Annotated in this window: 19 protein-coding genes and 2 pseudogenes; 8 read left to right on the forward strand and 13 right to left on the reverse strand. The window is 36.6% G+C overall.

Annotated features, from left to right (window positions below; translation table 11 throughout):
* Window positions 1-10: 10 nt before the first annotated feature.
* The 11 genes from atpG to lepB all read right to left on the reverse strand — a co-directional run bounded on the left by atpG (window position 11) and on the right by lepB (window position 7,777).
* Window positions 11-871 (reverse strand): ATP synthase F1 subunit gamma, encoded by an 861-nt coding sequence (gene atpG / locus LEP1GSC049_RS214500; RefSeq protein ID WP_016748836.1) that lies wholly within the window; start codon window positions 869-871, stop codon window positions 11-13.
* A 14-nt stretch (window positions 872-885) separates the two neighbouring features.
* A complete protein-coding gene (gene atpA, locus LEP1GSC049_RS214495; protein ID WP_004750531.1) occupies window positions 886-2,397 on the reverse strand; it encodes a F0F1 ATP synthase subunit alpha in 1,512 nt (503 codons plus the stop codon).
* Complete coding sequence (atpH, locus tag LEP1GSC049_RS214490) at window positions 2,387-2,947, reverse strand: ATP synthase F1 subunit delta (RefSeq protein WP_004750633.1); 561 nt, start codon at window positions 2,945-2,947, stop codon at window positions 2,387-2,389. The genes atpA and atpH overlap by 11 nt, the downstream gene beginning before the upstream one ends.
* A 4-nt stretch (window positions 2,948-2,951) precedes the next feature.
* Complete coding sequence (locus LEP1GSC049_RS214485; protein ID WP_004750335.1) at window positions 2,952-3,473, reverse strand: F0F1 ATP synthase subunit B; 522 nt, start codon at window positions 3,471-3,473, stop codon at window positions 2,952-2,954.
* Between the two features lie 3 nt (window positions 3,474-3,476).
* Entirely contained in the window at window positions 3,477-3,776 is a 300-nt protein-coding gene (locus LEP1GSC049_RS214480; protein WP_000394249.1) for an ATP synthase F0 subunit C, read from the reverse strand.
* A 35-nt stretch (window positions 3,777-3,811) separates the two neighbouring features.
* Entirely contained in the window at window positions 3,812-4,864 is a 1,053-nt protein-coding gene (gene atpB, locus LEP1GSC049_RS214475) for a F0F1 ATP synthase subunit A (RefSeq protein WP_025175832.1), read from the reverse strand.
* A 100-nt stretch (window positions 4,865-4,964) separates the two neighbouring features.
* Window positions 4,965-5,294, reverse strand: coding sequence for a hypothetical protein (locus tag LEP1GSC049_RS214470; RefSeq protein ID WP_004759039.1), 330 nt, complete (start codon window positions 5,292-5,294; stop codon window positions 4,965-4,967).
* 229 nt (window positions 5,295-5,523) lie between these two features.
* The gene (locus LEP1GSC049_RS214465) at window positions 5,524-6,117 is read right to left on the reverse strand and encodes a TPR end-of-group domain-containing protein (RefSeq protein WP_016748837.1); all 594 of its coding nucleotides are present in this window, start codon (window positions 6,115-6,117) and stop codon (window positions 5,524-5,526) included.
* A gap of 193 nt (window positions 6,118-6,310) precedes the next feature.
* Window positions 6,311-6,496, reverse strand: coding sequence for a hypothetical protein (locus LEP1GSC049_RS214460; protein ID WP_004759098.1), 186 nt, complete (start codon window positions 6,494-6,496; stop codon window positions 6,311-6,313).
* Between the two features lie 16 nt (window positions 6,497-6,512).
* The gene (locus tag LEP1GSC049_RS214455) at window positions 6,513-6,776 is read right to left on the reverse strand and encodes an AtpZ/AtpI family protein (RefSeq protein WP_004750768.1); all 264 of its coding nucleotides are present in this window, start codon (window positions 6,774-6,776) and stop codon (window positions 6,513-6,515) included.
* A gap of 5 nt (window positions 6,777-6,781) precedes the next feature.
* Complete coding sequence (lepB, locus tag LEP1GSC049_RS214450; RefSeq protein ID WP_004750439.1) at window positions 6,782-7,777, reverse strand: signal peptidase I; 996 nt, start codon at window positions 7,775-7,777, stop codon at window positions 6,782-6,784.
* Between the two features lie 86 nt (window positions 7,778-7,863).
* Here lepB and LEP1GSC049_RS214445 point away from each other — a divergent pair, with 86 nt between their 5' ends.
* The 7 genes and pseudogenes from LEP1GSC049_RS214445 to LEP1GSC049_RS2000000226350 all read left to right on the forward strand — a co-directional run bounded on the left by LEP1GSC049_RS214445 (window position 7,864) and on the right by LEP1GSC049_RS2000000226350 (window position 16,053).
* A complete protein-coding gene (locus LEP1GSC049_RS214445; protein ID WP_004750359.1) occupies window positions 7,864-8,667 on the forward strand; it encodes an aldolase/citrate lyase family protein in 804 nt (267 codons plus the stop codon).
* Window positions 8,668-8,669: 2 nt separating this feature from the next.
* Window positions 8,670-9,221, forward strand: a complete 552-nt coding sequence (locus LEP1GSC049_RS214440) for a TetR/AcrR family transcriptional regulator (RefSeq protein WP_004750710.1) — start codon at window positions 8,670-8,672, stop codon at window positions 9,219-9,221.
* Between the two features lie 846 nt (window positions 9,222-10,067).
* Window positions 10,068-11,071: pseudogene (gene corA, locus LEP1GSC049_RS06940) on the forward strand (magnesium/cobalt transporter CorA).
* A 1,112-nt stretch (window positions 11,072-12,183) separates the two neighbouring features.
* On the forward strand, window positions 12,184-13,629 hold the full coding sequence (locus tag LEP1GSC049_RS214435) for a hypothetical protein (RefSeq protein WP_004750416.1): 1,446 nt from the start codon (window positions 12,184-12,186) through the stop codon (window positions 13,627-13,629).
* A 14-nt stretch (window positions 13,630-13,643) separates the two neighbouring features.
* A complete protein-coding gene (locus LEP1GSC049_RS214430) occupies window positions 13,644-14,372 on the forward strand; it encodes a FecR family protein (protein ID WP_004750328.1) in 729 nt (242 codons plus the stop codon).
* A gap of 680 nt (window positions 14,373-15,052) precedes the next feature.
* Window positions 15,053-15,493, forward strand: a complete 441-nt coding sequence (locus tag LEP1GSC049_RS214425; RefSeq protein ID WP_004750669.1) for a DUF1761 domain-containing protein — start codon at window positions 15,053-15,055, stop codon at window positions 15,491-15,493.
* 321 nt (window positions 15,494-15,814) lie between these two features.
* A pseudogene (locus LEP1GSC049_RS2000000226350) lies at window positions 15,815-16,053 on the forward strand (hypothetical protein).
* A gap of 58 nt (window positions 16,054-16,111) precedes the next feature.
* Here the strand turns inward: LEP1GSC049_RS2000000226350 and LEP1GSC049_RS214420 are convergent.
* Entirely contained in the window at window positions 16,112-17,218 is a 1,107-nt protein-coding gene (locus tag LEP1GSC049_RS214420) for a TMEM43 family protein (RefSeq protein ID WP_004750707.1), read from the reverse strand.
* 382 nt (window positions 17,219-17,600) lie between these two features.
* On the opposite strand from LEP1GSC049_RS214420, the gene LEP1GSC049_RS214415 reads away from it, so the two are divergent.
* Window positions 17,601-19,145: a DUF2079 domain-containing protein gene (locus LEP1GSC049_RS214415; RefSeq protein ID WP_016560796.1), complete on the forward strand. Its 1,545-nt coding sequence runs from the start codon at window positions 17,601-17,603 to the stop codon at window positions 19,143-19,145.
* A 285-nt stretch (window positions 19,146-19,430) separates the two neighbouring features.
* Here LEP1GSC049_RS214415 and LEP1GSC049_RS214410 read toward each other — a convergent pair whose 3' ends face one another.
* Window positions 19,431-20,285: a tetratricopeptide repeat protein gene (locus tag LEP1GSC049_RS214410; RefSeq protein WP_004768047.1), complete on the reverse strand. Its 855-nt coding sequence runs from the start codon at window positions 20,283-20,285 to the stop codon at window positions 19,431-19,433.
* Window positions 20,286-20,473: the final 188 nt, after the last annotated feature.

The raw sequence follows: 20,473 nt of genomic DNA on the forward strand, positions 1-20,473 counted from the left end.
GCTCCAATACTTAGTTCAGTGAATCCGCTCCGGCAACAATCTCGGAAATTTCCTGAGTGATTTTTGCCTGTCTAACGCGGTTATATCCGCGGGTGAGCAGTTTGATCATTTCAGAAGCCGCGTCGGTCGCAGACTTCATTGCGATTCTTCTTGCGATTTGTTCGGAACAATTCGCTTCTAAAATCGCTTTTAAAAAGGCCGTTTTTACGACCAGAGGTAATAGAGATTCGAGAACCTTTTCCGGACTCGGTTCGTAAACCATCATATCGCTTACACTTTCTTCTCCGGCAGGTTCCAAAGGAAGTACCCTCGTAACTTCCGTTTTTTGAGAAGCCGAAGAATAATATACGGTAGACGCAATTTCCACGACGTCTACTTCCTCTTTAGCAAACAATTCCAAAAACAGATTGGCGAATTCTTCCGCTTCTTTGTAACCAGATTTATCGTCTAGATGAGTGTAGGTTTTTTCTGCCTTCTCTCCCGCGAATTTGAAAAAAGAAATCCCCTTTTTACCAACGATGAAAAGACGAACGTTGACGCCTGCCTTTTTCCATTCTTGGATCTTTACCTTGGCCATACGGTTTACGTTAGAATTGTATCCGCCACAAAGTCCTCGGTTCGCGGTAATGATCAGAAGAGCCACGGTTTTGATCTTTTCAGGCCTTCTCAAATAAGGACTGTGCACCACTCCACCAAGAGAAGCCAAAGAAGAAACGAGTTCCTTGATCTTATTGGAAAAAGGATGAGAAGCGTTCACCCGATCGCTGATCTTTTTGGATTTGGCCGTGGAGACCATTTCCATCGTACGAGTGATCTTTCTAGTATTCTTTACCGAGTTGATTCTTTTTTTGATTTCTCTAGGAGTTGCCAAAGCGAACCTCTATCTCAGTGCTTTCTTAAAAATTCTTCTGCGATCTTAGAAAGAACTTCTCCAAGTTTTTCTTCGTCAGAGATTTTCTTTTCTTTGCGGATCGAATCTAGAACTTCGGAATATTGTTCCTTGATCGTATTCAAAAGATATTTTCCGTATTCTTGAACTTTTGCAACTGGAATCTTATCCATAAATCCGCGGGTCACAGCAAAAATTTCCACTACCTGTTCTTCGACAGGATAAGGAGAAGAAACCGGCTGCTTGAGCATCTGAACGATTCTATTTCCTCGGTCCAACTGCGCTTGTGTAGCAGGGTCGAGTTCGGTTCCGAGTTGAGCAAACGCCTCGAGATCTCGGAACTGTGCAAGTTCTAATTTCATTTTTCCTGCAACTTGTTTCATCGCTTTGATCTGTGCCGCAGATCCAACCCGAGAAACCGAAATCCCCACGTCTACCGCAGGACGATTCCCAGATGCAAATAAGTTGGATTGAAGATAAATTTGTCCGTCTGTGATCGAAATCACGTTCGTAGGAATATAAGCGGAAACCTCACCTTCTTGAGTCTCTATGATTGGAAGCGCAGTCAAAGAACCCGCGCCGTATTTATCGTCTAGTTTAGCCGCTCTTTCAAGAAGTCTAGAGTGAAGATAGAACACGTCTCCAGGATACGCTTCTCGACCCGGAGGACGACGAAGCAGAAGAGACATCTGACGATACGCAACCGCTTGTTTAGAAAGGTCATCGTAAACTACAAGAGTCGCTTTCTTTTCATTATACATAAAATATTCCGCCATACTACATCCAGAGTAAGGAGAGATATATTGCAGAGGAGCCGGATCCGCGGCGGTCGCAGAAACCACGATCGTATATTCAAGAGCACCTTTGTTACGAAGCATCTCTACTGTGGAAGCCACTGTAGAAGCTTTTTGACCGATCGCTACATAGACGCAGATCACTCCGGTTCCTTTTTGGTTTAAAATCGTATCCAGTGCAATAGACGTTTTTCCGGTTCCTCGATCTCCGATGATTAGCTCTCTTTGTCCGCGTCCGATCGGGATCATCGCGTCTATCGCTTTGATTCCGGTTTGCATAGGCTCGCCTACGGGTTGTCTCATCGCAATTCCGGGAGCGGGAGATTCCACAGGTCTGGTAAGTTTTGCGTTGATCGGGCCTTTTCCATCGATTGGTTCGCCTAACGGATTTACTACGCGTCCGAGAAGTTCAGGACCTACGGGAACTTCGAGAATTCGATTCGTTCTTTTAACGGTGAATCCTTCTTGAATTTCGAGGTAGTTTCCGTAAACGACCACACCCACGGAATTTTCTTCTAAGTTAAACGCCTGACCAAAGATTCCATTTTGGAATTCTACCATCTCTCCGGACATCACGTTCTTGAGTCCGAATACACGGGCGATTCCGTCTCCGATCTCGAGGACCGTTCCGACTTCTTCTACACCTAGATCTTTTTTATAATTTAAAATTTCCTGCTTGAGAACGGACGTAATTTCGTCTGTTTTAATTTTCATAGATGGCTCCAACCGGTAATTTCTTTTCCAGCATGGACTTCTTGATTTCCCCCAGCTGGGAAGCGATTGACTTTTCGATTTTTAAGTCATTGAATTGTACGACAAATCCACCCAGAAGAGATTTATCTTCTGAAACTTCCAGAATGAATTCCGATTTGAATTTTTCGGAAAGGATGGATCCGAGTTTGGCCGCTTGAGCGGGTTCTAAAGAAGGATAACTTTTTACTTGAGCGCGCACCCTTCCCTTTTTCTTATCCAACTCTACGGTAAATTGTTTTTGAATTTCAGGAAGATGAATGATTCTTCCCCGATTCAAAAGTACTCCTAAAAAGTTTAAGGTTATATCCGAAATTTTTCCTCGGAGATTTTTTATCAGAACCTTCTCTTTCTCTTCGTTAGATACAGTAGGAGAAAGAAAAAAGTTTTTTACTTTTTCGTCTTTGAAAAGTAGCTGAGCTAAATCGCCTAACTCTTGTTCCACTTCTTCGGGAGCATTGGCTGCTCCTAAAAGTGCGGAAGCGTATGTTTTGGAAACGCCGGAATCGTTCATTGGTTTATGCGCTCAGTTTTCCCAGTTTATTTAATTCTGTTTCAATAAAGGCTTTATAGTCTTCGCTTTTGAGCTGTTTTTCTAGAACTTTACCCGCTACGATGATCGTCATTTCTACGATTTGAGTTTGCAGTTGTCCCAACGCCTTTGCTTTAGCGAGTTCTATCTCTTTCACTGCCTGATCTTTCTGTGCCTTCACTTCCCCGTTGGTTTCTTCGAGAAGTTTATTCTTCAGTTTCAAAGCATCCGACTTGGCTTCCGCAACAATTGCGTTTGCTTCGTCTTTTGCAGAGTTTAACCTAGCCTCGTAATCTTTTAAAAGAGCCTCTGCTTCTAAACGGAGTTCCGAAGCCTTTTTAATGTCGTTCTGAACGGTTTCTGCTCTTTCGTCCAAAGCCTTCAAAATTACATCCCAGGCAAACTTTTTGAGAACTAAGACTACAACTAGAAAAGTAACCAGAGTCCAGACTACTAGACCCGGGTTCACATCCAGAAGACTCAATCCCTTAGCAGCTAAGAGTACCAAGGTTTACTTTCCTTTTTCTTCAGTTACGACTGCAGAAGCTTTCGTTTGGTGAGCAACGGTAGCTTTTAATCCTTCGTTCAGAGTTCCCGCAGCTTGGAAAGCGATTACAAGTGCAAACAAAGCCGCACCTTCAATCAACGCAGCCGCGATGATCATAGCGGTTTGAATTTTACCACCCGCCTCGGGCTGTCTTGAAATTCCTTCCGTCGCAGATCCGCCGATTCTTCCGATTCCGAGAGCTGCTCCTAGGATAGCAACTCCTGCAGCAATTCCTACACCAATATATCCTAATCCAAATTCCATGGTTCCATTGACTCCTTGTTGATTCAATATTCTAATCAGTGCCTATGCATGCTCAATCCTACGAATAAGGAAGTAAGCAGTACGAAAATATACGCTTGTAAGAAAGCCACAAAGATTTCTAAAACGTAGATCAACCCGGAACCGATCACCGAAACGGGAACGATTCCCCAGGATTGAAATTGAAAGATAAATCCCATCAATGCGAGTATGATTACGTGCCCTGCGGTCATGTTGGCTAAAAGTCGAACTGTGAGCGCGAACGTTTTCGCCATCGGAGAAACGATAAACTCCAAAGGCCACATAATGACATACAACAACAAGGGAACTCCGTTGGGAACGGAATGCCAGATGAACTTAGGTCCTTGATAGATGAAACCAGCTGCGTATATTAGAAACATAGTAAGAAGCGCCAGAGTCATTGTCACGGAAATATCTCCGGTCACAGTGATTCCACTCCAAACCTTAGCAACCCAAGGTGGATTGTGATGATCTAAGTGAATCATTCCAGTTGCTTCTCCAGTTACTGCGATCAACTCGCCTACGGACGGAACTAGTCCCATTAAGTTACAAAATAAGATAAAGAAAAATAAAGTCAGTATGTAATGATAGTATCCGTGACCGTGTCCGTGCATACTTTCATCTACAATATCTTTGCGTAAAAAGTTTACGAATACTTCTACTGTGTTTGCAAAACGAGACTGAACCCGAAGTGGATTTCTTGCGATGATTCTAGCTGCGGGAATAAAGATAAGAAAAAGAAGCAAGGCGACGATCCACATCATCGTGACCCGTTTTGTGATGTGCATATCAAAACCGCCCACAAAGTGAAACCGTTTTCCGGTTTCGTGGTCGGTAAAGATCGTTTCTTTAGAAGAATCAAAATCGGATTCTCCTTCAAAAACCTTTACCCCTCCTATGTTAAACGGGAATTCTGCGTTGTCCATCAGGTGATGTACAATCACTTCATTTAGATCAAAGGCCTCGTGAGTTGATTCCCCTGATGCAAATATTTGGAATGGCAATAATAGGACTAATAATACAGAGAAGATGAATCTTTTCGTCATAAAAGAAGTCTGGTTTAGATACATTTTTTCGAATCAACAAAGGATCGTATTTTAATACTGACCCTATCACAGAATTGGCGGATGTTTTCCGGTTTCTTTTTGTTTTTTATGCGATTCCGGTGGTTCAACTCGCGAATACAACTATTAGAAAGTGGCTGAAATGGGCAATCAAAAAACCAATTATAAAATCAGAACTATCGTTCTGTGAAACTGCGGTCCAAAGGGCAATTCCGTTGCAAAAGAAAGATAGCGCCATTATGCTAATCTGAATTCCCACACCTTTTTCGGGAAGTTTAACGATCGCAAGAATCTTTAGGAGATAAAAAGGAACGAGTAAACTTAAGGCGATAATACTTCCGGAAAAAAATTTCCTTTCGGGAGTAAAGGTTTCGTAAACCGTAGCCAGAACGAGAACCAAAACCGCAAGTCCTAATAGATACTTCTTCCAACTCATCGGATTCTTATTTCGATTTGCTGCGATTGGAATTCAAGAAAGAAAGAATGAGAAGTGTTTTTTGTTTTGAAATTGTTTGAGATCCTATATTTCAGTTTGATTCTTCCATTTGTAAGAGTTCCCACAGATTAAGTTTCATTCCGAATTTCTCGTGATTGGGAATTTGTATGAGTTCCTACATTTTCAAAAACCAACTGCAAAACATAGATGTTGTGGTAGTTCCTACATTTTATTTAGAAAATGGCGCAGTGGATCGTCCACTAACAATCCGAATAAAATCTGGATCCTTTTTAAATCCGTCAAAATCTGAATCCGTTAGGAAATCCTTAGGAGATTGTCCTAGACGAAGGGCGATCGCAACATTGTGGAGCATCTCTTCTTTATCTCTTTGCATCGCATAGAGACAAGCAAGATTAAAATACAACCTGGGATCAGTGACATCGTTCGGAATCATTTGATTCCCGAGAAACAAAAGTCCAAAATCCTTTGTGATCCCGGTATACGCAATGAGATCTGCGGCAAAAAATTCTCTTGCGGAAGAATATGTATTCCCGCTTTTAAACCCTGTCAATGGAGCATTCCCAATTCCAAGAATCAGGATCGTAAGAGAATATAAATGAGCAACCGAAGCCGCCTCGGACCATTCATTATTGGAGATGTGTTCATTGAATTGTAATGCAGACTTAACAAGAAAATAATTCCGCAAGCTCTCCTGTAAACTTTCAGAATAAGAACAATTTCCCGAAAAAACCAAGAGTATAACAGTCAAAACGACGCGTTCCAAAAAGGTATGTTTCCAATTCAAGATTGATTTAGTTTGCATCCTCATCTCACGATCAAAACGCGATCCTCTTCAAATTCATCTACGGTTTTCCCCCATCTTCACATAATGGATCGTTTTCCATTTATCTTTACGAACACAAATGTTTCTTCGAAAATCTTAAACGTATTATTTGTTGTAGGTCTGGATAAATATCTATACGCGAGATAAGAACTCATCGGATCAGATCCGGAAGTCAAAACGAAGCGACTTTGGCGGCCTCCATATCCAATTGCGATTTCATTCTCCCCTCTCCTCCTCCGATCAAATAATCGAAGGAAGAATATGTATCGGCAGTAAGAACAGGGGTAATAGAAAGAAAATACAGATTCGCAAAAACCCAAAGATTTATAGTCCACCGATAGCTTTTTTGTTTTTTCATAAATCGCGATCTCTATTTACTTTTTCAAAGTAGTTCTGTAAATGATGTAGTAAATTCCGTAAGAAAAACCTAATAGACAAGCTCCTAAAAGCCCGAAAGGAGAAGAATGAAATTTTGTATCTATATAATTTCCTAAATAAACAGAACCTACCACGATCACTGCAAACTCGATTCCTAAACCTGCAAACTCCCAAGGTGAAAATTCTTTCTGCTTTGGTTTAGTTTCTTTCTGAAAACCAGAAGAATCATTTTTTTTATCATCGTCATTTTCTTCAGACATAGCAACTAACGTAGAATCTTTCCGATCCGATTCCAGCGGACTTCCATTCTCCAAATTCGATAACGAAGAGTACGTTCCACCCAACCAAGTTTACTTTCTTCTCTTACCAAACCGATTTCGGAAGGATGACAATGTTTTACAAGTTCCTCTCCCTGATAACGTTCCGCAAATTCAGGTCCTTTTTCGGATAGCTCTTTTCCATTTTTATATTCGCAGACGTTATCTTTCCAGTTGATGGAAAAATAGATCACCAAAGCCTTTCCGAGTATATCTTCTCTTTTAACAAATCCCCAGGTTCTGGAATCGTGAGAATCGTCTCGATTGTCTCCTACTACCATATACTGATTTTCAGGGATCTCACATCCGATCGAAAAATTACATTCATACCCATCGAGTCGTTTGCGATCCTCTTCATAACCTTCTAAGACGTAGTGTTCAAAACCCGGTTTTTTTTCTAAAAACAGAGATCTTGTAGGGGCATAGAGATTGTCCAAATCTCCCAATACATTTCCCTCTTCTGTTTCCACTGGATCGTAACCTTGGAATCGATCAGATCCTTTTTCTTTGTATTCGATTACGGAATAGTTCACGTCTCCTTTTTTTGTGGATAAAAATTTAGAAGTGATCCGAATCGTATCACCCGGAAGACCTATCACTCGTTTCACGTAACGTTTTGCAAAAAATCCGTCCCGACTGTCTCCAAGACTTAAGGCACGAAACGGAGGCGCAAAAGTAACTATATCTCCTCGTTGGGGATCGTCGATTCGGATCAGTTCCGACTCCGTAAATGGCATTCGAATCGAATATCTCATCTTGTTTACGAATAGAAAATCTCCGATTTTCAAGGTGGGAATCATAGATCCAGACGGTATATTATTCGCATCTAAAACCGAGGATTTAAAGGCGAATACCAGGATCACGATCAGAATAAAGGAAAATGTAGAACTGATGGGAGATTCCTGCCCAGACTCTTTTGTTTTGACCTCGGATTCTAACTTCATAGGGAAAGCAAAAAGAATCTTCTCTCCCCTGTCAATCCTGCGTTAAAAATTCTATCGGTTTTTCAAAAATCACCGATACTTTGATTGTGAAAGAACAGATAGACCGTAAACTTATAGAACTCAGAAGAACTTTAGTTTCTCTCGTAGATCAATACCCTATCTGCGGGTTGAAAGGTGGAACCGAAACCGAGGACATGGATGCGGATGAAATTCGGATTCTACATCTGGTGGCGAAGGATCTGGTTCCTGTTACCGTAAAAATTGGTGGCCCAGAAGCTAGAACGGATATTCGTATGCTCGTCAAAGAAGAGATCGAAGGCATCTGCGCTCCTATGATCGAATCCTCTTACGCTCTCAAAAATTTTATTCAGACTTTAAAAAGTATGCTCACTCCAGTAAGTTATGGAAAAATTTCCAAATCCATCAATCTAGAAACAATCACAGGTTATAAAAACCTGATGGAAATCGCGGATTCGCGTCCTTTTGATGATTTGAATCAGGTTACCGCCGCTCGCTCCGATCTTTCTGCTTCCATGGGGTTGATTCCAGACGATGAAGAAGTGATGAGAGTTACTAAAAACATTGTCTATCTTTCCAGAGAAAGAGGAAAAAAAACTTCCGTTGGTGGAACGATCACTAAATCCAATTTCAGAAAAATCGCCGAAACCATCGGACCGGATCTAATCAACTCTAGACACGTAGTCGTAAACACTCAAGAAGCTTTGCATAAAAATCCTGAAGAAGTTGCCGAAGCAATGTTGTTTTTTGAGATTGAACTCTACGATCTTTTCTCCGTTTTAAAACCTGAAAAAGCATTCTCTTACAAAAACAGAATAGAAACCAACCGAGAAAGAATAGGAGCTAGAAAGGTACTTTACTCGATCCGATAAGAATGGCAAAAGACACTCGAGATCTAATTTTAAAAACCTCTCTTAAACTTTTCTCCGAACAAGGTTATCACGGAACCACGATGAGGCAGGTCGCTTCTAAAGCGGGCATTTCTCTCGGACTTGCGTATCGTTACTTTGATTCTAAAGAAGCGATCTTAGAAGGCATCATAGAATCACATGATAAAATTCTTAAACGTTATATCCCTGACGAGGTAGTAGCAAATCCGCGTCGCGAAGATTTAATCGTTAACGTTTCAGAAAGCCTAATCTCTCTTGTTAAGGAAAACGAAGATTATCTTCGTCTTTATTGGAATCTGATGCTTCAACCCAAAATCCACAGGTTAAAACGTAGGAATATTCATCTTGTGAATATGATCTTTTTTGAAACTTCTAAAAAAACAATCCGTTCCGTTAAACCAAATTATTCCGAATTCGAGATCAAAAACCTTGCTTCGACTACGATCGGTTATATGATCAATTATCTTACAAATAAAAAAGAGTTTTCACTCGACGATTTCCGCAACTACCTACTCTTCACTCTGAAAAATACATAATTCGCGACCCATAGGGAGCGAATTAGCCAACGAACATTGTAAGTGGCTCCCAACGAAGTTGGGAAATAGAGACCCATAGATTAGTATGTTCCTTGAACATAAGGCAGCTCCAAGTATGATTTCTTGATTCGACGGAGTCAAGAAAGGGGATTTTAAACTTTGTTCTTCACGAATGGACGATTAGTAAATTCTACTTTTTTAAAGTAGAATTTTGAATCACACCTTGTCGTACCTACGACGAATCTATCATGACACGCGATTCCTAGTAGCTAATTAGCTGAAACAAATCGAAAGCCCTTTGCAAAGAGATAGAGTGATCCAAAATTAGTTAACGTGGGTTAGGCGTACGAAAATCATGATTCCGAAAAAAATTGAAATCTGAATTTTATAGATCTATTTTTTAAATGTGGGAACTACCACAATTTAAAAAATAGAAGTTTATAATAGAGTTGTTGAAAAATTCCATAGTGAAGATTCGTAAAATTGCTTTAATTGTCCATTTCAATCCAATACAAACAGATCAAGAATTAATTTTTCAACAACTCTAACAATTGAACCTGTAGTATCCAAGTGTAGGAACTATTACAAAGCACAGACTTTACAGTTGATCCTTGAAAACGTGGGAACTATTACTTTTAGAAAATTCTCTCTCATTTTCTCATGTTATGTATCTAAAAATCTGCAAAGACCTGACTTGGGTCGGAAGTACGGCCAACTAAAACACAATTTCTTTTTTTAATTTCCTCAAAAATAGACAACATGACAAAAAACCGATCCACATCTTTCCACGATTATTTCTTGCCATACATTCTTTCTAAAATAGTTTCAACGTCGGAGAAACTACAGTTGAAACGAATTTTATTGACTGAATACTTTCCCGAAGGAAGCCAAGAAAAATCAGTGGCCAATCCTTGCCAAATACTCCAGAAGATAGAAAATAAACCTACTGAAATTCCAGAATTAGAATGGCTTTGCAACAAAGGATTGATCTGGATCGATTTGGATTCCACGGAAAGCGAAGATATAGACTTTTTAGCCAGAGAGTGTAATTTCCATCCACTCGCAATCGAAGATTGTATCAATAAAAATCAAAGACCCAAGTTAGATGAATACGACTCTTATCTTTTTATCGTCCTACATCGATTTCATTACGACACAGATAAAAAAATCCTAAGAAACAGCGAGATCCATATCTTTTTCAACGAAAAATTTGTGGTTACAGTTCACCAAAAAGAAGAACCTCTGATTGAACAACTCAGAGAACGTTGTATGACACAGGGAAATCCTTTATCGAGAGGAACGGATCAGATCCTTTATATGTTATTTGATCAAACGGTAGATTCAAATTTTCCAATCCTAGATAAAATGAGTGAAGAAATCGTACGAATCGAATCTCAGATTTTAGTAAATCAAGATAGTAATCAAACTATAGCGGGAATTCTATTTCTCAAACGAAACCTAACTCGAATTCGAAGAGTGCTTTCGCCTCAAAGAGAAATTGTAAACAGTCTCATTCGAAGAGATCATAATTTTCTAACTCCTAAGATTCAGATTTATTTTCGAGACGTATACGATCATCTAAATAGGCTTTACGAAACGATCGATATGGACAGAGATCTACTCGGCAATACGATGGACGCTTATTTTTCGGTAATTTCTCAAAGAACCAACGATATTGTTAAGCGACTTACTCTCATCAGTTTAATTTTTATGCCTCTTACGTTTCTAACCGGTTTTTTTGGAATGAATTTCACAGCAATTCATTTTTATACTTTACGATCTTATTTGCATCTGTCATTCCCGTAGGAATGATTTACTGGTTCCGAAAAAAACATTGGTTTAAAGATTAAAACATATTTATTTTTTTTAATATAGTATAAATTCTTGGAAAAAATTTAGACGAGTAAAAAAACTCGATGATGTTTCCAGAACTAATAAGCAAACGTTTCCTACAGTTTGCTCAATGTCTTATTTCTTACGAGTCATTCGATGAAACACAACCTATTAGAATTGTTGAAAAGTTAATTCTCCATCTGTTTCCGTTACATTGAAATGTACAATTGAAGCAATGATGTCAATCTCCATTACATATTTTCTCAACAACACTAGCAATAATCGCTTTCACATGGTTATGAGCAATTCATCTTAGTTATGAAGTTAATATTAATTTGTTATAGTAGAATTGACTCTTTGTTTTTTGATTTTATACTTGGAACTATCAAAAAGTACCCAGTATTATTAACAGAGCTTTATAATAAAAATTTAAAATATTCAATTTAATAGAAATCAGTAAAAAACTATTCTAGAACAAAATATTGGATATTCTGAATCATTTCCAAAAATCGAGACGAGTAACTCATTCTAAAGAAAGTTCTTGTAAAATCGATTCTACCGATCTCTATAAAATTAAGTATTATTCCTGATCTCTATAAAATTGTGTACCACTAATTCTATCGCAAAACGCTGATTCCATGTAAAATATTAGGTACTTTATTATATAGTTATGAGTAGTTTATCCAAAAGCTTGTTTGAAATGAAAAGTATTGGGTATTCTGTTATGTAGTTCAGAGTAATTGAATAAAAAATCGCTTAAACAAAGGTTTTATAGAAAAACTTTGAATTTTATAAAAGTTTACTAAAGTAAATTTTACAAAAAAAATTGATTATATTCATTTTTTATGAAGAAAGAAAATTAATCCAGTCATATAATAAATTGACTAAATTTGTTTTTTCCTGCTTAATTAACATAAGTTCGGTATAATCAATGCAAAAACAATTAAAGAGGAAACTTAGCAAAACGTTTTTTCAAATTCAGCGTTTCACTTTCTGCATTCTAGAACAAATTGAAATCAGGAAAAGATTTTGTTCCCTCAACTTGATAATCGAAGCTGAAAGCGAGATCCAGATTCGCCCGAACTTTTCTTAGATAGAATTTATGTTATTTTAATAGTTCGAGGAAAACATGAGAATATTTCAAATTTATGTAATTCTACTGTTATCCTTATTTTTAGCCAGAACGACATATTCGGAACAAATCGTATCCTCAAAAAAAGACGAGCCGGACTCTTACTACGGATTAGATATTAAGGCGGTTATTTCTCCTTCCTACGGAGCCAGAATTAGAGACGGCGCATCCGGTATTTCCAACTCGACTCCAAACGATAAAACTGGATTTTCCACTCCTTGGACTCTTCTTATGATTTCTAAAACGTTTGAAGAAACCGGAATCCAAACAGAACTCTGGGGAGAACTTATCAGAAACAACCAACTAACATCGGATACACGAACTGACTCTGGAACAAAACAAAATCCTTATATTCTAAACGTTCGTAGAGCCAGTGTTAAAAAAAATTGGGAAACTTCTTCCTATGGCAATTATACTATTGGTTTCGGGATCCAAGAACTGCCTCATACATACACTCAGTGGAGTAATTATTGGAGATGGAGATACATCGACAAAGGTCCCTTAGAATCTCTCGGTTTTGCACCTCAACCCGCCGACATAGGATTGAGCGCGTCCGGAAAATGGTCCATTTTCAGCGCCCAAATTATGATCAGCAACGGAGAAGGTTATAGAGAAACCCAAAACACAAATTCCTCCGGAATGGATATTTCCTCCAGATTTTCCATTGAACCCATGTTAGGTGAAAAAACCAGAGCTGGTTTTCATTTATTCTACAGAAAAGAAAACGCTTTCGGTTTTGGAGGAAACGAATGTTTCGAAGGGAAAACAAACTGTCTTCCAAACGATCTAAATCCGGCCACTTCTTTATCTAGACAAATCCAAAGTTTACAGTCCGACACTTTTGGTTCGGAATCCAATCTGATCTGGAATGGTTTTTTGACTTGGAATCTAGGTTTGGGTGGAATTCTCAAAAAACAAAACAGCGGTGAAATCCGAGATAGACTCCAACCTTTTGCACCTCCGATCGCTTTCGGAAAAGACGGCTTTGGAAAAGCGTTATACGTCTGGTTATCCATAGGAACCGAAAGATTTCATCTTCTGGGGAGAATAGAACAAGGCACAGGAAACAACGGAATTATGGGCGTTACCGATACGATACAAAAAGAATTTCTACCTGGTTTAGGAATTCCAAATACAGATACTACATTACAAATTCGGAATATTCTTCCAGAAACCAGAAACGGCGGTTATTCCAGTAAAAGTTCGTTTAGAAGGATCAGTGTGTTTTTCGAATGGATTGTAAATCCCAGATTTAGAATGGCGATCGGCTATATTGAAAATAAAAACTACGACTTAAACGGAGTATCTCAACGAGTTTATATCGATCCACTCGGCAACGAAAGAACTGAAAAGGAATACCTTTCTCAATGGAAAGAGGCTGGAATCGTTTCCTATTCGGTTTTAGATAAACAAATACTTTTAAGAACTACAATAGAATTCTAAATTAGGAGATTATTATGAATTATAGAATAAAGATATTATTTCTAATCATTTCACTTTCGGTTACGACAACCTCGATCACACTCCTGAGCCAGGAAACGGAAAACGCTAAAATAAGCTTTTTATTAGGTAAATCTTATGTTCAAAAACCTGGCAAAAGTTCCTGGGAGCCTTTAAAACCAAACGATTTTTTGGAAGAAGGAGATTCAATCTCCACTGGAAACGGTTCTAGAATTACGGTCCAATACAAAGGTTCCGAATTCAAAATTCAACAGAACAGTAAAGTAAAACTTTCAAATCTTCCTGGAAAATCCAAACAAGGCGTCTTAGAAGTAAATCAAGGTTTTGCATGGTTGAAAATCGTAAATCTCAAAGGAAAAAAATTTGAAGTCACAACACCAAATTCCACGGCGGGAGTCAGAGGCACTTCATTTTCCGCTTTCTACGATCCTAAAACAAGAGAATCCTCTTTCTGCACTTGCGAAGGTAAAGTATCTATTTCCGATTCTACAGGCAAGGAAATTCTTCTTCAAGAAAAAGGCAAAGGTACGGTCGTTTCTTCTAAAGACATAGAAATTAAAAAATTTGAATATGAAGGAATTATTAAAAAGCTAAATACCCTATCCGGCTTTGAAGAGAGACTGAAAAAAAATCCTTTTTTAAAAAACTGTCTTTCTTGTCACACTCCCGAAGGGTGGACTCCACAAGAAGAAATTCTTAAGGACGAAACCTACGGCAAACAATAAGGTGTTTCTAGTTTTTTTATTTTCTTACTATTAGAACTCATGAAAATAATATTACCATGAGCTTATTTCAAAAGTTAGAATATACAACCTACTTTAAATACGACAAACAATTCCGAATTAGACACAATCTTTGAGGACTTCCTTATTTTTGTAAAATCGACGATTAATTTCGGATACCATTTTCATACGTTCGAGTAGTAAAATCGATTTTTAAATTTTAGTGATCTCTATCAAACTAAGCGCCATAAATTTTTAAGTTAAAACCTTGTTTTATTCATAACTATATAATAAAGTACCTAATATTTTGTATGGAATCAGTATTTTGTGATAAAATTAATGTACTCAATTTTATAGAGATCAGTAATACAAAATACTGGAGACTTATTAGAATTGTTGAAAATTCCATAGTGATTGTTAACAAAACTGTTTCAATCGACTACTTTACTGAAATAGAAACAGATTTTTGCAACAACCCGAATATATAGTTTTGAGTATTAGGTTTTTATTGAATCACAAATTGAACATTTATTTTCATAGGAACAATTTCTATACAACAAATGATTTCACAATATAGAGAAACTTTTTTATTCTAAAATTCCAGACTTAGCAACTTTTTATAGAACTACTTGAGATTTATTCTGATTTTGTTATATACTTTTTTCAAAAAAATAGGAGTTTTTATGCACCCCGAATTACATATCAATTACTTGGCGGTATTGGTGGCAGTAATCACAAACTTTATCCTCGGTTCCATTTGGTACGGTCCTTTACTTGGAAAAACATGGGTGAAAGAAATGGGACTTCCTTCCAATTTTCAACCAAATCAAAAAGAAATGTTCAGATCCATGGGACTGATGGTGATTGGCTCCATTCTCACCGCTTACGTTTTATTTTATACCACAAACGTTTGGAGAGCCTCTTCTTGGAAGGCTGGAGAAGATCAAGCGGCTTGGGTCTACGGATTTTATTCCGGAATTTATACCTGGCTCGGCTTTTATGTTCCTTTACTTCTCAATAGCGTCGCTTTCGAAAATAAATCCTGGAAACTTTTTGCAATCAACGCGGGTTACAATTTTATCTCTCTCCAAGCAGTAGCAATGATTCTTTCTTATTGGAGATAAATAGGAAACCAAAATCCTTCATGTTTTCTCTTAACGCCGTATACGACTTTTAAATGTTGAGAAAAACTTAGGTTTCATTCTCTAATTAGAGTTTTATTGTATAAGGATAGATTTAAATTGATTTTTTATTAACTTAAAATTAAATAAAAAATCAATTTAATCAGCATCTGTATGAGATGTAAAAAAAACTAGGAAACAAAAAAACTCGATACTGTTTCTGAAACGCAACAAAACAATCGTCTTTATTGGTTACACAAATTCATATTAGTATTTTTTAAAATTATAATTTTACTAAATCGATCAATTAGATTCACTTTGAGTATGATTTTTATATGTTCGGCAGGAGCAAGAATTGCACAAAATCGATTTGTACATTCAGAAAAATGCTCTGAAGATAAAGTTTCTTTAAAAAATATGAGTAGAGGTTTTAGAAAGAGAAGGTCACGGCAAAAACAAACAGATGTTTGTATAAAGCACAATTTGTCATGCCGAACCTTCTCTTTAAAAACAATCAAACTTTTTTAGAGCCGATCTCAAAACCTCATCCTACAAGTTTTTAGAAAAATGTGAGAGTTCCTACATTTTAAGTTTTTTGAATAGATCTAGCTTAAAAATCGACTAAGCCCCTGCTTTTTGAACCGAGTATTTTTTCTTATAAATCCCGTAGCCGATTCCACCTAAAAGTATAACCAACCAGATATACCAAAATTTAATGAGTAGAATAGTAATCGCAGTGATTATAAAAGCAACAATTCCTAAAACCACTTTGATCAAACCTCCTCCTAAATCCCCTACAAATGGAATAAAACTCAAAAGAGAAGTCAAAGGTCCCGCCATCAAAGTAAAACTGGAGAACATCGCTATAAATCCGATCAACCTTCCAACCCATTTCATCGTGTTATCATCCGACTTAATATCCGCCATCGTTTCCGCAAAATTTCCGACACTCGCACTCAAAAACTTATTTCCTTCCGAAGAAACAAACTGACCTACTCTATTTCCTTTTACGTCTCCTACAAAAGTCATATCTCCTTCCGGAATCGGAGTAACTGAAATCTTAACCCTTTCACAACCTTCTTTTTCAGATTCTACACAAGATTTAGAACTATATAAATATCCATCACCGTAAACAAAACTCCCGGCAAGGATTTCGTTTTCATTTGCGTCTCTGGAAGGAACTTGAGAAGTAAAATCTACGTTTTCTAAGAGAACCGAATAATTTTTACCGTCTGCATGAACGATAGCGCCCGATGCGGAATCGGATCGATCTTGAACGGATTTTCTATAATAGCGTTTTGTACGACATCCAGAAAGTTTAAAACTAGAGGGATTCTCCGGAGAAGAAGTCCATTTTAATACACAATTTCTGACTTCTTTTTTATTACTTCCGGAACCTTCCGTTTTTACTTGTTCATCCCAAGCATACACTTCCGAACTTACGGAATAAGAAATGAAAGAACCACTTTTTAAAAATTCACCACCAAGAGGATTCGCTTTTAAAGTTCCAGTCACATAAGCAGGTTGGCCTTCTTTAGCTTGTCCTACAGGCATCGCGTTTTTTAGAGCTGCACTTGCTTGTTCACAAGTTTCCACATTGTAGATGATGATAAAAGACACGGGCAATAATACGATTCCCGTAAGAATACTTTTAAAAGAATTTCCCATCTGGGATAAAAAGCCTACACTCTCGGTTGAGGACATTCCGTCCGGACTTTCAAACGCCATTGATTTTCTCCTTTTGTTTTTTAATGAAAACTTTATAACTTTCAAATCTTGAGAAAGTTTATAAGCTGAAAAAGTCTCTAAGAAAATCAAAGAAATGTAAATAATTTTTTAATTTGACGACGTTTGTTTAAACGATGATTTTATGAAAAAATTTAATTTGAAGACAATTTTACAGAAGGCTTCTCAAACTTTTATATTAAATTTGTTTCGATAACCTTCTTGTTAAACAAGAATTTGAAATGACTTTATATACATTAAAATTATAAAAACAATATAACCTGTAAAACCTTTACATTTTTGTAAAAATCCATCATTCATTTTGAAAAACATATTTATACACCTTCGTAACAAAAAACTAAAAACAAAATTTAAATCGAATTCAATGAAACCCTCTTTTCATCTATTCGCTTTTTTTATACTTTATCTCCCGATTCAATATCAAATCGGAAGTCAGGGAATCGGAGGATTGGTTTTAGTAGGAATTCTGTTTTGTAGTCCAATTCTTTTTTGGAGACAAAAAATTATTTCACCTCGTTTTTTCATTTTATATTGGACGTTACTTGTTTTTGCAGAAGGAATTTTTTATACAAAAACCGCGTTAGATTCTCTTTTCTTAGGAGATTTAGATTATACGGCCCAACTTAGAATGATCCTTCCTGGAAATTTTTTTCAAACTCAATATTACGGTCCGGATGAAAACGCAAATTTTCTTTCTCATCACATGACTCCTGGAATTTTACTTTTGGCCCCATTTCCGATTTTATTTGGTTCCGAACTAGGATTTGGAATCGGAATATTTTTTTTCGCTTCGGCTACGATTCCACTTTTATATTACTATTTAAGAAAGTGTTCCACTTCCAAAGAACTATCTCTTTGTGCGACCTTACTCTGGTCCGGGTCATCTAGTTTTTATAGATTGAATCATTCTTTACATTTTGAAGTTTTAGTTCCGTTTCTTTTTTTATGTTTATTGATCGGAATTCAAAAACAAAAAACTTGGATTCTCTTATCAACGCTTTGTTTATTTTTAGGAATTAAGGAAGATCTTGCAATCTATCTAAGCGCCTTATCGTTCGTTTTAATATTCGTAGAGAATAAAAGAAAAAAGGAATGGATTTTCATTCTTAGCATATGCGTTTTTTATTATTTTATTATATTTCCTTTTTTAAACAAATTAGCGGGAAACTCAGCAGAAAGAAATTGGAAAGATTACTGGGGACAGAATCCTTTTTTTTCAATTCTTAATTATATTCAAAATCCAGAATATGCTCTCCGATATTGGAAAGGAATCAGGGATCTAAGTTTAGAATGGGGATTTTGGAATTTGACAGGAGGTTGGATTTTATTCCCATTTTTAGGATTGTATTCCGTATTTAAACTATCGATTCATCCCTGGGTCAGGGATTTATATAGTTACTACGTCTATCCTTTAATTCCATTTCTGATTTTATTTTTAAAAACGGGAACAAGTTGGATTCAAAATTATATCTACAACTCTAAAAGGAAATTCTTATATACTTTTTCCAAAGATCAAAAGTTGCTACTCGTTTTTATGATCACATTTTCTGTTTCGATCTATAGAAACTCTAAAGAAACGGAATATCCGATCGTATTTGAACCCAAACCCAATCAGGTTGAAGAATTAAAAACAATCCTAAAACAAATCCCATCGAACGGCTCCGTTTCTGCGGGATTTCATCTTTCTCCGTTTATCTCTTTAAAAAATTCGGTTTATCCGATTCGTGAAAATCGAGAATGGAAGGAATGGATCCTTATAGATCGTAGATACAATTCTCCGTATTTGAGTTCTGAAAAAATTTTAGAACGAATCGACTCAGACGTTCAAATAGGAAAGTTACGCTGGATTCAAAAAACAGAACATTTCGGTTTATTACGTCTAAATTCCAGTGCGAAAACCTCTAAATAAATAACATTTTCAGAATCAATTCGTAAAATTCTCAATTGTAAGAGTTCTTACATTCCGTTTTCTACAAATCAAAAATGCCAACCCTAAAATGTAATACTTCTCCAAAACATATAAAACAAAAATTAAAATATATTAAGTATTTAGAATATATAAATATTTTAAAAAATTATTTTTATTTCCTAGAGCCTTACAACAAAATATTCAACATTTTTTATAAAATAGGATTTTGAGATAAAAGCTTAAGTTATTCAATTTTACAGAATCCGTAGAAATTTCCTATGAAAATTATTTACAATATTCATCCAATCGTTTTTTAGAATCGAAATAACCTATCTCAGAAGACCTTTGAAAATCTTTACAAGCCAAAGAAGTTTTATTTAAAAAAACCAATGCAAGACCTCTATTATGAAAGGCTACTCCATCATTCGGATTGAATTGTAAGACTTTTGTATAACTTTCAACAGAGTCCGAATATTTTTTCAAACCATATTGAGCGTAAGCCAATTCAAAAAAAGCATATGCATTTTTTTTATCAATTTTCAAAGCGTTCAGAGCGTCTTGAAATCCGTCTTCGTAATTTTTGTCGCGATTCTCACAACGCGCCTTATGACTGTAAAGTTCCGCATTTTTATTTTCCCCAAGCGAAACCGCCTTTTCAAAATTTTCAACAGCCCGTTTACAGTCGCTGATCATTTCGTATGCGTAACCTTTGTATAAAAATGCATACGTCTTACTTGGATCAATCTCCACGGCTTTTTCAAAATCTCTCACGGCGTCGTTATATCGTTTTAAAGTATAATGAACCACACCTCGATTGTAGTAGGCAGAAGCGTCTTCAGGAACTAACTTTAGATAATTAGAATATTCTTCAATTGAATTGAGATAGGCTCCTTTTTCATTGGCACGATAAGCCCGTTTAAAAATTTCCTGAGGATTTTCGGCCGTGGTCACCGACACGGCTGAATTTGAATAAGAAGACTTCCCCCACAAAAACTCTTGAATCAAGGTTATAACAGATTGAATACGGGAAGGTTCTTTTGCCTGATACGCATCTTCATTTTTACCGGAAGTAGAAAAAAAGCTCAGAACAAAAATTAAAATCCCTAAGATTAAAAATAAACCGAGAACTCTATTTATCATTCAAATAAGAGAAACCTAATTCTCTTAAAATTCAACTTTTTATTGAATAAAAAATTTCCAAAAATGATCTTTTTTAAACTTCTAAAAAGAAAAACCCACCTTTTAAACAAATCTTCAGATAAAAACGAGTCATAATTTTATTTAAGAAAACCTTTATAAAATAAATTTCTTATCCGATGAGGATTAAA

Origin of the sequence: Leptospira kirschneri serovar Cynopteri str. 3522 CT (assembly GCF_000243695.2) — a bacterium.
GTDB classification, from domain to species: Bacteria; Spirochaetota; Leptospiria; order Leptospirales; family Leptospiraceae; genus Leptospira; species Leptospira kirschneri.

Coding starts and splice junctions, on each gene's coding strand:
- atpA (WP_004750531.1), bottom strand. CDS start 2,397: ATGAAAATTAAAACAGACGAAATTACGTCCGTTCTCAAGCAGGAAATT.
- atpH (WP_004750633.1), bottom strand. CDS start 2,947: ATGAACGATTCCGGCGTTTCCAAAACATACGCTTCCGCACTTTTAGGA.
- LEP1GSC049_RS214480 (WP_000394249.1), bottom strand. CDS start 3,776: ATGGAATTTGGATTAGGATATATTGGTGTAGGAATTGCTGCAGGAGTT.
- atpB (WP_025175832.1), bottom strand. CDS start 4,864: ATGTATCTAAACCAGACTTCTTTTATGACGAAAAGATTCATCTTCTCT.
- LEP1GSC049_RS214470 (WP_004759039.1), bottom strand. CDS start 5,294: ATGAGTTGGAAGAAGTATCTATTAGGACTTGCGGTTTTGGTTCTCGTT.
- LEP1GSC049_RS214465 (WP_016748837.1), bottom strand. CDS start 6,117: ATGCAAACTAAATCAATCTTGAATTGGAAACATACCTTTTTGGAACGC.
- LEP1GSC049_RS214460 (WP_004759098.1), bottom strand. CDS start 6,496: ATGAAAAAACAAAAAAGCTATCGGTGGACTATAAATCTTTGGGTTTTT.
- LEP1GSC049_RS214455 (WP_004750768.1), bottom strand. CDS start 6,776: ATGTCTGAAGAAAATGACGATGATAAAAAAAATGATTCTTCTGGTTTT.
- lepB (WP_004750439.1), bottom strand. CDS start 7,777: ATGAAGTTAGAATCCGAGGTCAAAACAAAAGAGTCTGGGCAGGAATCT.
- LEP1GSC049_RS214440 (WP_004750710.1), top strand. CDS start 8,670: ATGGCAAAAGACACTCGAGATCTAATTTTAAAAACCTCTCTTAAACTT.
- LEP1GSC049_RS214435 (WP_004750416.1), top strand. CDS start 12,184: ATGAGAATATTTCAAATTTATGTAATTCTACTGTTATCCTTATTTTTA.
- LEP1GSC049_RS214430 (WP_004750328.1), top strand. CDS start 13,644: ATGAATTATAGAATAAAGATATTATTTCTAATCATTTCACTTTCGGTT.
- LEP1GSC049_RS214425 (WP_004750669.1), top strand. CDS start 15,053: ATGCACCCCGAATTACATATCAATTACTTGGCGGTATTGGTGGCAGTA.
- LEP1GSC049_RS214420 (WP_004750707.1), bottom strand. CDS start 17,218: ATGGCGTTTGAAAGTCCGGACGGAATGTCCTCAACCGAGAGTGTAGGC.
- LEP1GSC049_RS214415 (WP_016560796.1), top strand. CDS start 17,601: ATGAAACCCTCTTTTCATCTATTCGCTTTTTTTATACTTTATCTCCCG.
- LEP1GSC049_RS214410 (WP_004768047.1), bottom strand. CDS start 20,285: ATGATAAATAGAGTTCTCGGTTTATTTTTAATCTTAGGGATTTTAATT.